Below are 13,667 nucleotides of genomic sequence, written 5' to 3'. Positions count from 1 at the left end.
GCGAACCTGACGCCCAGCCTCAACCCCTGTACCGGGTGGCGGCTGGCGGACCATAATCGTCAGATGTGCCCGGAGGGGCGCCGAGCGAAGGGTTGACCGTGACTGAAATTCTGCTGTTCCACCACGCCCAGGGCCTGACCGAAGGGGTGAAGGCGTTCGCCGAGACGCTGAGGCAGGCCGGGCACGTCGTCCACCTGCCTGACCTCTACGACGGGCACACGTTCGAGGAGCTGGACGACGGCATGGCGTACGTGCAGAAGATGGGCTTCGACACCGTTCTCGAACGTGGTCGGGCGGCAGCCGTGGGCCTCCCTGACCGGCTGGTCTATGCGGGCTTCTCGCTCGGAGTGATGCCCGCGCAGTACCTCGCGCAGACCCGGCCTGGCGCGCACGGAGCCCTCTTCTTCCACGGCTGCCTGCCGACTGGTGAGTTCGGTTCGTGGCCGGCAGGCGTGCCGGTTCAGATCCACAGCAAGGACGCCGACCCGGAATTCGTGGACTCGGGAGACATCGATGCCGCGCGGGCACTCGTCGAGGAGGCGGAAGACGCCAAACTGTTCCTCTATCCGGGCGGCGAGCACCTGTTCGCTGACAGCAGCCTCGCGTCGTACGACGAGGCGGACGCGGCGATGCTCACTGAACGCGTTCTGGTCTTCCTCGACCGCGTGGGCTGACGGGGCAGAACCGCTGGACACGACTCCGGCGAGGCGGGCGCATCGACCGGACAACGTCTCGTCGTCGGGGATGCTTCGCGTTGAGGCGATCAGCGCCCTGGTCAGTGGAAGTAGGGTTTCCGCTTCAGCCAGTCGGGGAAGGTGACGACCGGCCTCCCGTCGATCATGGTGACGGAGAAGACGCCGGTGTCGATCATGCGGTGGTGGAACCAGCAGTAGAGGGCGCCGTTGTCGGTGTGGGTCGGCCCACCGTCGGAGTACTCGATGATGTGGTGGGCCTCGCATGCGGACGCGGGGATGGTGCACCCGGGGATGCCGCAGGTGGGTCCGTCGCGGGCGATCATTCCGAGGCGTTGGGTGCGGTCGAACAGCCGATTCTCGGTGCCGAGGGCGATGAGGGCTCCGTCGGGATCGATGATCGCGGGGAGGACGCTGCTGTCGCAGAGGATTTGTTTGATCGTGGAGTAGGGAATCGGGTCTGACTCTCCGATGATCTCGCCGGTGCCGGTGCCGGTGCCGGTGCCGGTGCCGTTTTCGTTCTTGAGGACTTCTGCGGTGACCGTGACGATGACGGTGGGTGCTGCGCCTGAGACGGTGGGGGCATCGGTGGAGCGGGCGAGTGAGTCGATCATCGCGGCGAAGACGTCGGCGCGGATCTGGCCTGGGGTGCGGGTCTCTCGCGGTTCGTTGCGCTCGGTGGTGCCGGTGGGTTTGTCAGCGTCGCCGGAGTTCGAGGGGTCGCCGGTCAGGTACCTGGGCGCCGTGCGGGGGCTGAGCACGGCGTCGAACAGGGCGCGGAGTTTCGCGCCGACGTCGACGGTGACCTGGCCGCCGAAGCGGACCAGCCCGTTGGTCGTGGTGTTCGAGATCCAGAAGTCCCGGTTCTGGAATGCTTTCTCGGCTCGTGGTTCGATGCCGTCCTGGTCGAGCCGGTCGCGCCATTGTCTCGCCTGCACAGCGACGAGGTCCGGTGGCAGCGGCAGGCCCAGATCGGTGCCGCTGCCGGTCGCCTGGCCGATCAGGATCTGTTCGGCGACCGCGAGGCCGTCGACGTCTGCGCGGGGCGCTGCCGTGCTGAGTTCTTTGCTGATCAGATCAGCGGTCTCGATCCCGATCAACCCGGCCCGGAACGCGTCCCCCACGGCCGGGAACAGTGGCGGTAACGGCAGCCCGGCATCCGTCGCCCGAGGTGAGGTGCGGGAGCCGACCCGGATCAACCGCGCCGCCGTCGACGCCGACACCCCGGCGACCAACTCCACCAGATGTGACGGCCGGGCGAAGTTCAACCGGGCCGCGAGCCCCGCACTGCCGCGGACCGGATCCGACCTGACCGCGACCTCGTTGGCCGCTGCGGCGAGGATCGCCTCGATCCCGCGCCCGAGTGCTGCGGTCTTCGACAACACGCTCAGCACACCGTCACCGGTCAGCCGGTCGAGATGATCCAGATCGAGGGTGTCGATCGCCTCGGCGAGCTGTTCTCCCAACCGGTCAAGCGCCAGCTCCTCCACCGGCACATCCGATGCCGGTTGGAGGACGCTGACCGGAGCAGTCACAACTCGGGGTCACCACCGAACGTCTGTCGAACGGCCAGCCACACGATCGAACCCGACAGTGTTGATTCCGAACGCGACAGCGCGGACACTGCCGGATCGGAGGTGGCGGCTGGTTCTTTCATGGCTCTATTCCACCACCGACCACCGACATTGCATCACGGCCAGGCGCGCGCACCGCGGAGACCGGGAATCGATCGCTGACCTGTGCTTTCATGCCACAAGTGAACCACCGACCACTGACATTCAGGCGCGTCACACACCCGTCGCGGCCAGACTGTGGATAACTCGCCAGAACGATCGTGGAGCGTCTACGCGCCCCAGCCGGACTGCTGCCCGCCGACGCGTTCTGCGGCGATTCTCGACTGGTATCCGGATGCCGCGTACGCAGCCATCGGGTCGGCCGGAAGACCGCGGGACTCACGCCAGGCAGCGAGGTCGGAGCGGACATCCGTGTAGAAGGCATCCATCAGGATCGCGTTCGCTCCGAGAACGTCACCCGCGTCTTGCGCCGCGGTCAGTGCGAGGCGGTCGACGAGAAGTGCCCGTGCGGTCATCTCCTGCACGTTGAGAACGCTGCGGATCTGGCCGGGGATCTTGTCCTCGACGTTGTGGCACTGGTCGAGCATGAACGCGACGGGGCTGTCGGGGCCGTATCCGCCACCGCGCACGACTTCGAACAGGATGCGGAACAACTGGAACGGGTCCGCGGCGCCGACGATGAGGTCGTCGTCCGCATAGAACCGGGAGTTGAAGTCGAACGACCCGAGCTTGCCGAGGCGCAGAAGCTGGGCGACGATGAACTCGATGTTAGTGCCTGGGGCGTGGTGACCGGTGTCCAGGCACACCATCGCCTTCTCGCCGAGCGCTGTCACATGAGCGTACGAGGTTCCCCAGTCGGGAACATCCGTGTGATAGAACGCCGGCTCGAAGAACTTGTACTCGAGCACGAGGCGCTGGTCGTCGCCGAGGCGGGCGTAGATCTGCTGCAGCGAGTCGGCGAGTCGCTCCTGCCGTCCGCGGATGTCGCCCTGGCCCGGGTAGTTGGTGCCGTCGGCGAGCCAGATCTTCAGGTCGCTCGAACCGGTGGCGTGCATCACGTCGATGCAGTCGAAGTGGTGGTCGATCGCCTTACGGCGGACAGCCGCGTCGGTGTGCGTCAGGCTGCCGAACTTGTACTCGTCGTCCTGGAACGTGTTCGAGTTGACGGTGCCGAGCTCGACACCCAGCTCTCCGGCGAACTCGCGGAGGGCCGCGTAGTCGTCGACCTTGTCCCACGGGATGTGGAGGGCCACCTTCGGGGCGAGGCCGGTCAGCGTGTTGACCTGTGCCGCATCGGTGAGCTTCTCCTGGATGGTGCGGGGCGTTCCGGGCGTGCCGAAGACCTTGAAGCGCGTGCCCGAGTTTCCGAATGCCCACGAGGGGAGCTCGATGGCCTGCTGGGCGAGCTGGTCGGCGATGGAGTCGAATGTCGTCATGGTGTCACTTCTCTGTGCTTGTGGTGCCGGTGGTGATGGGATCTGCGGATGAACGGATGCCTGGGTCGTCGAGCTGGTCTTCGAGGTGGAAGATCTCGGGGATGCGTGTGAAGCCTTCGTCAGGAGCTGTGTCGAGACCCTCGAAGAAACCGGCCATCTCGCGTTGCCAGCGGCCGTTGACTTCGGTCGCGGCCATTCCGGCCTGGGCCGCCTCGAGCGACTCCGTCTCGAAGTATCCGATGAGCTGGCCGTCGGGCCGGAGGAACAGCGAATAGTTGTTCCAGCCCGTCGCCCTGAGCGCCTCCGCCATGTCCGGCCAGATCGCCCGGTGGCGTTCGGTGTACTCAGGAATCCGGTCGGGCTTCACCTGCAACTGGAAACAGACTCGTTCCATCTCAGCCCACCTCGCAGGTGTCACGGAGAGCGAGACGGCACGGAAGCATCCTTGCTGCCATGAATCGTTTCAAAAGCATGATCCGAATATACGTGTCCCATCGCTCCGCCGTCAAGATCGGGCACCGTGACACGTTTCAGATCCGGTGCCATAGGCTATGGCTCGACAGGGCGGGGAGGTTGAGATGGCGTCGATGAGCGTGCGTGACGTCGCCAAGCGCGCCGGCGTGTCCGTCGGCACGGTCTCGAACGTCCTCAATCGTCCTGACAAGGTGTCGCCCGCCACCATCGAGCGTGTGCACGCGGCGATCGACGAACTCGGCTTCGTGCGAAACGATGCCGCCAGGCAGCTTCGCGCCGGGCGGAGCCACAGCATCGGCATGATCGTCCTCGACGTCTCCAACCCTTTCTTCACCGACGTCGCCAGGGGTGCGGAGGACCGGGCCGCCGAAGAGCGCCTCACAGTCCTCCTCGGCAACAGCGACGAGAACAGTGATCGCGAGAAGTCTTACCTCGATCTGTTCGAGGAACAGCGCGTCCACGGCGTGCTCATCACCCCGGTGGGTGATGAGAGCGCCAGGCTCGAACGGCTCCTCCGCCGGGGTATCCCAGCCGTCCTCGTCGACCGGCAGACCGACGACGAGCGGTTCTCCTCGGTCTCTGTCGACGACGTCGCCGGCGGATACCTGGCCGTGCGGCATCTCCTCGACACCGGCAGGCGCCGGATCGCCTTCGTCGGCGGACCGGACAGCCTGCGCCAGGTCGCTGATCGGCTTGCCGGGGCGCGCCGCGCCGTGGACGAGACGCCCGGTGCCGAACTCGAGGTCCTCGAAACGGATGCCCTCACTGTGTTGCAGGGACGCCATGCAGGAGAAGGCATCCGCGACCGCAGCCCCGAGTCCCGGCCGGACGGCGTCTTCGCCGCGAACGACCTGCTCGCGATGGGCGTTCTGCAGGCCCTCAACATGCTGGGGACGGTCCGCGTACCTCACGACGTCGCCCTGATCGGATACGACGACATCGACTTCGCGTCCGCTGCTGTGGTTCCGCTTTCGTCTATCCGCCAGCCGAGTGCTCTGATCGGCCACACGGCCGTCGATCTCCTCATCAGGGAGGCCGCCGCGCCCGAGGACTTCGAACACGAGCACGTCGTGTTCCAGCCCGAGCTCGTCGTCCGCGACTCCACGGATCCCCGCGTCTGATCGCGAAACACCCCGGCAACATGCACACCGTTAGGCTCGGTCCATGGCGGATCTCTTTGACGGCTACGGCGGCACCCTTGCACCACGCGTCAGCGCCACAGGCGAGACGCCGTTCGACGAAATGTTCCAGGATCCCCCCGCGCCAGGGCATGCTGCGGAGTCTCGAGACGCCTACCGCGAGATCTACGCGGGCCTCGCCCAGATGACCCAGACGGAGCTGCGGGGCCGCACGGATGCGCTTGCCAGCTCGTACCTCGCTCAGGGCGTCACCTTCGACTTCGCCGGTGAAGAACGGCCGTTCCCGCTCGACGCCGTTCCGCGTGTGATCCAGCAGGACGAGTGGACCGAGATCGAGGGCGGGATCAAGCAGAGGGTGCGCGCCCTCGAAATGTTCCTCGCGGATGTCTACGGCCGGCAGAACGCGGTCCGTGACGGCGTCATCCCCGCCGGCCTGATCAGTTCGTCGAGTCACTTCCACCGCCAGGCGGCAGGCATCGTGAGCGCCAACAACGTGCGCATCCAGGTCTCCGGGATCGACCTCATCCGTGACGGCGCAGGCAAGATGCGGGTGCTCGAGGACAACGTGCGCGTGCCGAGCGGCGTGAGCTACGTCATCTCCAACCGCCGGGTGATGGCACAGACCCTGCCAGAACTCTTCGTCTCGATGCGCGTGCGCCCGGTCGGGGATTACCCGAACAAGCTGCTTCATGCCCTTCGGGCCAGCGCGCCGAACGGTATCGAAGAGCCCAACGTCGTCGTGCTGACCCCTGGCGTCTACAACTCCGCGTATTACGAGCACACGCTGCTCGCCCGGCTGATGGGCGTCGAGCTTGTCGAGGGTCGCGATCTCTTCTGCTCGGGCGGCAAGGTGTTCATGCGCACCACCTCGGGGCCCCAGCGCGTCGACGTCATCTACCGCAGGGTCGACGACGAGTTCCTCGACCCACTGACCTTCCGGGCCGACTCGATGCTCGGGTCTCCCGGGCTCATGCTCGCCGCGCGCCTCGGAAACGTCACGATCGCCAACGCGGTCGGAAACGGTGTCGCCGACGACAAGCTCGTCTACACCTACGTACCCGACCTCATCAGGTACTACCTCAGCGAAGAGCCGATCCTGCCGAACGTCGACACCTGGCGCCTCGAAGATCCCGGTGCGCTCGAAGAGGTGCTCGACCGCCTCGACGAACTCGTGGTGAAGCCCGTGGACGGCTCGGGAGGCAAGGGCCTCGTCGTCGGCCCGGACGCGTCGAAGAAGGAACTCAACGACCTCGCCGCCCGGCTCCGCAAAGATCCGCGCGGCTGGATCGCCCAGCCCGTCGTCATGCTGTCGACCATCCCCACCCTCGTCGAGGACGGGATGCGGCCGAGGCACGCGGACCTCCGCCCGTTCGCCGTCAACGACGGCGACGACATCTGGGTCCTGCCGGGAGGGCTCACCCGCGTCGCGTTGCCCGAAGGGCAGCTCGTCGTCAACTCCAGCCAGGGTGGTGGCTCGAAGGACACCTGGGTGGTCGGGCGCCGCGGATCTCCTGTCGGCCCCCACGACATCCAGGGTCTCGTCGCCGACCAGGCCACCGTCACGCAGGCTCTCCCGATCGTCTACGACGAGCAGCACGAACCGGAACACTCGCCGCAGGACGAGCCGCGCGGTCGACGCGACCAGCACGAACAACAGCAGCAACAACAGGCGGGAGACGCGACATGCTGAGCCGGATCGCCGAGAGCCTGTTCTGGATCGGCCGCTACATCGAACGCAGCGACGGAACCGCTCGCATCCTCGACGTCCACCTGCAGCTCCTCCTCGAGGATCCGTGGATCGACGAGGACTCCGCGTGCCGGTCCCTGCTCAGCGTGATGGGGAGCGTCGCGCCCGTCGACACCAGCCTCGCCAGGCAGGACGTCCTGCAGCACCTCGCGATCGACCGCACCGAGCCGGCATCCATCGCCTACTCGCTGACCGCCGCACGCGAGAACGCCCGCCGTGCCCGCGAGATCGTCTCGACGGAACTCTGGGAGTGCCTCAACACCACCAGCGCACGGATGCCGCGGCGGCTGCAGACCGAGAAGGTCCACGAATTCTTCGGCTGGGTCCGCGAACGGGCAGCTCTCGCCGTCGGGATCATCGACTCGGCCACCAGCAGGGATGAGGCGTGGCAGTTCTTCACCCTCGGACGCAGCATCGAACGCGCGGACATGACCGCCAGGCTCCTCGCCACACGGTCGCTCACCGAGGCGTCTGGTCCGAGCTGGACCACCATCCTCCGCTCCTGCGGGGCCTACGAGGCCTACCTCCGGTCCTACCGGGGCGTGCCGAGTTCGAAGAATGCGGCCGAGTTCCTCATCCTCGATCGCCTGTTCCCCCGATCGATCCTCTTCGCGTTGAGCCAGGCCGAGGACTGCGTGCGCGAACTCGAGCCGCGCACCAATCGCGTCGGTGTCGGCGGACAGGCGCAGCGCCTGCTCGGCCAGGCTCGAAGCGAACTCGAGTACACGCCCATCGGCGAGGTCCTCGAGGACCTGCCCGCGCACATGGACGCCGTGCAGCAGGTGACACTCGACACGTCGGAGGCGATCAGGCACCGGTTCTTCCCCACGCACGCCGAACCGAGCTGGATCGGAGAACACTCGTGAAACGACTGCGGATCCGTCACCGGACCGGCTTCAGCTACGAAGGCCAGGTCAACGCGTCATACAACGAGGCACGGATGCTCCCGTCGACGACAGACGGCCAGTTCGTGCTGTCGTCCCAGATCGACATCCACCCGCCGGCATCCCAGCACAGCTACGTCGACTACTTCGGCACCAAGGTGACCACTTTCGAAGTGCTCACGCCACACACCGAGCTGTCGCTCACCGCGACGAGCCTCGTCGAGGTGCGGCCGAGGCCGCATGCGGAGCATCCGATGACCTGGGAGCAGCTCGAGCAGCAGACCGCTCGCAGCATCGAGACGATGGAGCAGCTGTCGCAGACGCGCCGCTCGGACCCGCCCGACGATCTCTCTGCGCTCGCGAGGGAGATCGCCGACGCGCACGAAAGCCCGTGCGAAGCGGCGCTCGAGATCGTCGAGACTGTCGGGCGCCTGGTCACATACATGCAGGGAGTCACAGGGGTGCAGACCACGGCGGCGGACGCCTGGGCCCGCAAGCAGGGCGTCTGCCAGGACATCACGCACATCGCGCTCGGCGCCCTCCGCTCGGTCGGCATCCCCGCCCGATACGTCTCCGGCTACCTGCTGCCGAAGCCGAACGCTGAGATCGGCGAGACCATCACCGGCGAATCCCACGCCTGGGTTGAATGGAACTGCGGATCGTGGCGTGGGTACGACCCCACCAACCTCATCGAGATCGGCGACCGCCACGTGCTCGTGGGCCGCGGACGGGACTATTCGGATGTCGCGCCGTTGCGCGGGGTCTACGCAGGCCCGTTCAGCTCACGCCTGTTCGTCAAGGTCGAGATCACGCGCGAGTCGTAGCGGCACACCCGCTGGCTCGCGCTGGCGTTCCGGCTTCGCGCGGGTGAAAAATCACCGGCGCGAAGCCGAAACACCCGCGCCGGCGGGAATCTCGGAGGTTGTCACGCGCGGGCGCGGCTTCTGACCCGCGAGTGCCGGGAGCGAGATCGGCGACGTGAGCGCCACCTCCTCGGAGAAGTCCTCAGGCACGATCGACGACACCGGCAGCGGCTTGCCCGCGTGGGTGACGACGGGGCGCCAGCGGTAGTCAGGGTGCAGCTGCACGCGCAGGCTCCGCGCCATCACGGCCCAGGTCAGCGCGAATGTGCAGGCGAGCAGCGCGGCGACACCGGCAGCGGCAAGTGCCCAGCGCGGACCCCAGGCGTTCGCGATTCCGCCGACGATCGGCGCACCGAGCGGGGTGCCTCCCATCAGCACGGCCATATAGAGGGCCATCACGCGGCCGCGCACCGCGGCATCCGTCGTCGTCTGCACGAAGGCGTTGGCCGTCGTCAGCATGGTGACCGTGGCGAACCCGATGAAGATGAGGGCGAAGGCGAACGTCCAGAACGTCGGCATGACGGATGCCGTGAACGCGGCTATCGCGAACAGGCCGACGGCCGCGATGACGACGCGCATCCGTGCCCGGTCGCGCCTCGCGGCGAGAAGGGCACCGGTGAGTGACCCGATCGCGAGTATCGACGAGAGCAGGCCGTAGTCGCCTGCGCCACCGCCGAGCTCGACGGCCATGGTCGACGCGAAGATCGGGAAGTTCATGCCGAACGCCCCCATGATGAACACGATCACGAAGATGACACCGAGGTCGGGTCGCGACATCACGTAGCGGAAGCCCTGGACGAGCTGACCGCGCTGGCGTGGTGCGCGCGGGCGACTGCGCAGCTGGCTTGCGCGCAGCTTGTAGAGCGCAAAGAGCACGGCGAGGAACGTGAACGCGTTGACCATGAACACCCAGCCGGAGCCGATGACGACGATGAGCAGGCCTGCGAGTGCTGGGCCGATCATGCGTGCCGCGTTGAAAGATGCCGAGTTGAGAGCGACAGCGTTCGACATGTTGTGCTCGTCGACGAGGTCGGAGACGAAGGTCTGCCGAGCAGGGCCGTCGACGGCGTTGACGATTCCGAGGAGTAGGGCGAAGACGTAGAGGTGCCAGAGCTCGGCATGGCCGAGGATGAGGAGCAGGCCGAGGGCGACGCCGAGCAGCATCAGGGCGCTCTGCGTGATCATGAGGATCTTGCGGCGGTCGAAACGGTCGGCGATGAGGCCGGTGATCGGCACGAGCAGGAGCTGAGGTCCGAACTGCAGGGCCATCGTGATTCCGACGGCAACGGCGTCGTTGTCGGTCAGGACGGTGAGCACGACCCAGCTCTGGGTGGTCGACTGCATCCACGCGCCGATGTTCGACACGAGGGCGCCGATGAACCACAGGCGGTAGTTGTAGCTCGAAAGCGATCGGAACATTGCACTCACTGGGTGGCGATTCTCCTCATCAGTTCTGTGGCTTTCGCCAGGGTTTCTCTGTCTGCAGGGTCGAGGGCGCGCAACTGGTGGTGAAGCCAGGCGTCTCTCTTCTTGACGGTTTCCTTGACGATCGCCGTTCCGGCATCCGTCAGCTCGATCGTCACGCGGCGTTTGTCTGCGGCGTCGGCGACGCGGGTGAGGTATCCGGATTCCTCCAGGCAGTTCACCGTGCGGTTCATCGACGGGGCAGAGACATGGTCACGTTCGGCCAAGCCGCTCAGGGTGTGTGGTCCGTGGGTGTACAGCCCTCCGAGCACGGAGAACTGGCCATCGCTGAGTTCGTCGTCAGCCCGTTCGGCGCGGAGGCGCCGTGCGAGTTTGAAGGTGCCCATGCGCAGGTCGGACGCCTGCTCTGCGATTGTCTTTGCCACAGAGAGACAGTCTATCAAAATAGTTAGCAAAGGTAAAGGTCTGCTTAGCGATGCTAATTAACCGTGCTCACCGGGCGGTCGGCGGTCCTGCCGCTACTCTGGGGAAATGACCGACGACGATCAGACCGGGGCGGATGCCGCCTCCCCCGAAACCCGGACCCTCACCGATGCGCACGGCGTCACGATCTACTACTACGTCTGGGCGGTGCCGCAGCCGAAAGCCGTCGTTCACCTCAGCCATGGCGTCGGCGAGCACGCACGTCGTTACAGGCCGCTCGCCGCGGACCTCAATGCCGCCGGGTACACCGTCGTCGCCGACGACCACCGGGGCCACGGGCAGACCGGAACCAACCACCTCGGTGTCGGCAAGCTCGGCGAGAAGCCCACGAAGACGGCGCTCGCGTCGGTGCAGCTCGTGGGCGAACATCTGCGCGAGGACTACCGCGACCTTCCGCTCGTGCTGCTCGCCCACAGCTGGGGTTCGTTCATGGCGCAGAAGGTCATCAACCGTACGAGCATCTACGACGCCGTTGTGCTCAGTGGGTCATCGCTCTCGGTCCTTGGGGTAGTCGGCAGCGGCAACTACAACAAGAAATGGAAGTCGCCGACGGCCACCGGGCTCGAGTGGCTCAGCCGTGACGAAGCTGTCTGGGCGGCGTTCGCTGCGGACAAGTACAACTTCGACGTCGCGGTGACCCCGGCGTGGACGACGGTGCAGGCGTTGACGTATCTCGGGCGTCCGCCGAGAACGATGCCCCGCGACATCCCGATGCTCATCCAGGGTGGGTCGGAGGATCCGCTCGGCGGCACGCGCGGCTTGACGATGCTGCGCAACGCGTACGTGAAGCGGGCGAAGCTCAGCGACGTGACGCTGAAGATCTACCAGGACTGTCGGCACGAGATCTACAACGAGACGAACCGCGACGAGATCATCGCCGACCTCGTGGAGTGGCTGGACCTGCACACGGCATCCTGAGATGTGGTTGGCGCTGGAGCGCATCGTCGAGTTGACGGCATGTCGTGGCGATTCGAGCGGATGCTGCGCGTGCCGCGCTTCAGTACCGGTGCGCCGCCGCGTCTGCCGGCACATTGAACGCGTACAGCCGGGCTTTGCCGTCGATGTATGACAGGGCCGTCACCGCGCAGTTCTGGATCTCCGGCATGAGGTCGCGGTATCGGTTCGGGTCGATTCCGAGCAGGGAACAGAGCGTGAGCCTGAGCGCGGTGCCGTGGCAGGCGACGAGCACGCGGCCGTCCGGGAACGCCGCTTCGATCCGGTCGAACGCACGCAGGTAGCGCGTGATGCCGTTGAGTCCCTGCTCGCCGCCGGGCAGGACGGCCTCCGCCGGGCGCGCGATGAACGCGTCGACCTCGGCCGAGTACTCCGGACGGAGTTCGTCGAGGGTTCGTCCCTCGCCGACGCCGAAGCCCACCTCGTCCAGGTCGGGATCCGTTTCGACGATCTCACCTGTTGCCCGCGCGCTCGGCTCCGCCGTGAGGATCGCCCGGCTCAGTGTCGACGAGTAGACGGCATCGAGGCGCGCGTCAGCGGCCCAGAGGGCGAGCGACTCGGCCTCGCGCAGGCCCTTGTCGGTGAGCTCGACGTCCGCCCGTCCGGCGTAGCGGTGTTCGGCGTGCCACACGGTTTCACCGTGCCTGGCCAGGAAGAGAGTCGTCATACTCCCATTCTGCTCCCGCCCGAGCGGATTGCCGCCCGATGCCCGAGACTAGGCTGAACGCATGCATGGTGAGTACAAGGTCCCAGGCGGAAAGCTCGTCGTCGTCGACCTCGACGTCATCGACGGCGCGATCGCGAACTTCCGGCTCGCCGGCGACTTCTTCCTCGAGCCCGATTCGGCCCTCGACGACATCAACAGGTCTGTCAACGGACTGCCTGTCGAAACGGATGCCGCTTCGCTGGCATCCGCGATCCGCCGCGGTCTTCCCGACGGGGCGACCCTGCTGGGCTTCAGCCCTGAAGCCGTCGGCACCGCGATCCGCCGGTCCCTGGCCGGCGCCGCCGACTGGAAGGACTTCGACTGGGAGCTCATCCACACCGGCTCGGTGTCACCGCGGATGCACCTCGCCCTGGACGAGGTTCTCACCGCCGAGGTCGGCGCAGGCCGCCGCGGGCCCACGCTGAGGATCTGGGAATGGGACGAGTCCGCCGTCGTGCTCGGGAGCTTCCAGTCGGTGAAGAACGAAGTCGACCTCGACCAGGCGAAAGCGAACGGCTTCGAGGTCGTACGGCGTGTGTCAGGCGGCGGGGCGATGCTGATGAAGCAGGGCGAGGTCATCACCTACTCTCTCTACGTCCCGGCCGAACTCGTGCAGGGCATGACCTTCGCAGACAGCTACGCCTACCTCGACGACTGGGTGCTCACCGCACTGCAGTCGCTCGGCATCGATGCGAGCTACCAGCCCCTCAACGACATCACGAGCCCGAGCGGCAAGATCGGCGGAGCAGCGCAGAAGCGTCTCGGCAACGGCGCAGTGCTGCACCACGTCACGATGAGCTACGACATGGACGGCGAGCTGATGGCCCGCGTCCTGCGCATCGGCCGGGAGAAGCTCAGCGACAAGGGAACAAAGTCCGCAGCCAAGCGCGTCGACCCGCTGCGAACGCAGACCGGACTCAGCAGGGCCGAGATCATCGAACGGATGAAGGACACCTTCGTCAGCCTCACCGGCGCGAAGCCCGGGAACATCACCCCAGAGGAATATGAAGCTGCAGAGGCTCTCGTCGAGTCCAAGTTCGTGACGGACGCGTGGCTGAACCGGGTGCCGTGAGCGACGACCTGACCCCAGACGAGGTGCTGCCCGAGGGCTACGCCCCGCGCAGCCGCAAGCGCAAGCGGCCGAGTGGAACCACGACGGGCGGCGCCCTCGGCATCGTCGACGAGATCTTCGCCCCGACCCGTCATGAGGCCCAGCTGGAGCGCGACCGCGAGACCCGGATCCCTGCACCTGCACCGATCCCGGGAGACGGATTCGGCGACATCCTCGAC

13 protein-coding genes are annotated in these 13,667 nt (G+C 66.5%); 7 read left to right on the top strand and 6 right to left on the bottom strand.

The window, feature by feature from the left end; all coding sequences use genetic code 11:
- The first annotated feature begins 98 nt into the window (after window positions 1-98).
- On the top strand, window positions 99-674 hold the full coding sequence (locus tag AC1M0F_RS11155; RefSeq protein WP_480238292.1) for a dienelactone hydrolase family protein: 576 nt from the start codon (window positions 99-101) through the stop codon (window positions 672-674).
- A 101-nt stretch (window positions 675-775) separates the two neighbouring features.
- Here the strand turns inward: AC1M0F_RS11155 and AC1M0F_RS11150 are convergent, their stop codons facing one another.
- The 3 genes from AC1M0F_RS11150 to AC1M0F_RS11140 all read right to left on the bottom strand — a co-directional run bounded on the left by AC1M0F_RS11150 (window position 776) and on the right by AC1M0F_RS11140 (window position 4,096).
- Window positions 776-2,227: an HNH endonuclease signature motif containing protein gene (locus AC1M0F_RS11150; RefSeq protein WP_480238291.1), complete on the bottom strand. Its 1,452-nt coding sequence runs from the start codon at window positions 2,225-2,227 to the stop codon at window positions 776-778.
- A 308-nt stretch (window positions 2,228-2,535) separates the two neighbouring features.
- Window positions 2,536-3,702, bottom strand: a complete 1,167-nt coding sequence (gene rhaI, locus AC1M0F_RS11145) for an L-rhamnose isomerase (RefSeq protein ID WP_480238290.1) — start codon at window positions 3,700-3,702, stop codon at window positions 2,536-2,538.
- Window positions 3,703-3,706: 4 nt separating this feature from the next.
- A complete protein-coding gene (locus AC1M0F_RS11140; RefSeq protein ID WP_480238289.1) occupies window positions 3,707-4,096 on the bottom strand; it encodes an L-rhamnose mutarotase in 390 nt (129 codons plus the stop codon).
- A 184-nt stretch (window positions 4,097-4,280) separates the two neighbouring features.
- On the opposite strand from AC1M0F_RS11140, the gene AC1M0F_RS11135 reads away from it, so the two are divergent.
- Genes AC1M0F_RS11135 through AC1M0F_RS11120 form a run of 4 tightly spaced genes read left to right on the top strand, consistent with a single transcriptional unit; the run spans window position 4,281 to window position 8,770 of the window.
- Complete coding sequence (locus AC1M0F_RS11135) at window positions 4,281-5,297, top strand: LacI family DNA-binding transcriptional regulator (protein WP_480238288.1); 1,017 nt, start codon at window positions 4,281-4,283, stop codon at window positions 5,295-5,297.
- A 43-nt stretch (window positions 5,298-5,340) separates the two neighbouring features.
- Complete coding sequence (locus tag AC1M0F_RS11130) at window positions 5,341-7,005, top strand: circularly permuted type 2 ATP-grasp protein (protein ID WP_480238287.1); 1,665 nt, start codon at window positions 5,341-5,343, stop codon at window positions 7,003-7,005.
- A complete protein-coding gene (locus tag AC1M0F_RS11125; RefSeq protein ID WP_480238286.1) occupies window positions 6,999-7,928 on the top strand; it encodes an alpha-E domain-containing protein in 930 nt (309 codons plus the stop codon). Before AC1M0F_RS11130 ends, AC1M0F_RS11125 begins: the two co-directional genes overlap by 7 nt.
- Complete coding sequence (locus AC1M0F_RS11120; protein ID WP_480238285.1) at window positions 7,925-8,770, top strand: transglutaminase family protein; 846 nt, start codon at window positions 7,925-7,927, stop codon at window positions 8,768-8,770. The genes AC1M0F_RS11125 and AC1M0F_RS11120 overlap by 4 nt, the downstream gene beginning before the upstream one ends.
- 51 nt (window positions 8,771-8,821) lie before the next feature.
- Here AC1M0F_RS11120 and AC1M0F_RS11115 read toward each other — a convergent pair whose 3' ends face one another.
- Together AC1M0F_RS11115 and AC1M0F_RS11110 are read right to left on the bottom strand one after the other, a co-directional pair.
- Window positions 8,822-10,228, bottom strand: coding sequence for an MFS transporter (locus AC1M0F_RS11115; RefSeq protein ID WP_480238284.1), 1,407 nt, complete (start codon window positions 10,226-10,228; stop codon window positions 8,822-8,824).
- 5 nt (window positions 10,229-10,233) lie between these two features.
- Entirely contained in the window at window positions 10,234-10,659 is a 426-nt protein-coding gene (locus AC1M0F_RS11110) for a MarR family winged helix-turn-helix transcriptional regulator (RefSeq protein ID WP_480238283.1), read from the bottom strand.
- A 106-nt stretch (window positions 10,660-10,765) separates the two neighbouring features.
- Between AC1M0F_RS11110 and AC1M0F_RS11105 the strand changes: the two genes are divergently transcribed.
- Complete coding sequence (locus tag AC1M0F_RS11105; RefSeq protein ID WP_480238282.1) at window positions 10,766-11,635, top strand: alpha/beta hydrolase; 870 nt, start codon at window positions 10,766-10,768, stop codon at window positions 11,633-11,635.
- A gap of 79 nt (window positions 11,636-11,714) precedes the next feature.
- Here the strand turns inward: AC1M0F_RS11105 and AC1M0F_RS11100 are convergent, their stop codons facing one another.
- Window positions 11,715-12,338, bottom strand: a complete 624-nt coding sequence (locus AC1M0F_RS11100) for a histidine phosphatase family protein (protein WP_480238281.1) — start codon at window positions 12,336-12,338, stop codon at window positions 11,715-11,717.
- A 61-nt stretch (window positions 12,339-12,399) separates the two neighbouring features.
- Here AC1M0F_RS11100 and lplAB point away from each other — a divergent pair, with 61 nt between their 5' ends.
- Entirely contained in the window at window positions 12,400-13,449 is a 1,050-nt protein-coding gene (gene lplAB, locus AC1M0F_RS11095) for a lipoate-protein ligase LplAB (RefSeq protein ID WP_480238280.1), read from the top strand.
- The last annotated feature ends 218 nt before the right edge of the window (window positions 13,450-13,667 follow it).

The sequence above is a fragment of the Mycetocola sp. Y719 genome (genome assembly GCF_056713205.1).
Note: the sequence above shows the minus strand (reverse complement) of the source record. Positions and strands in the feature narration are given on the sequence as shown.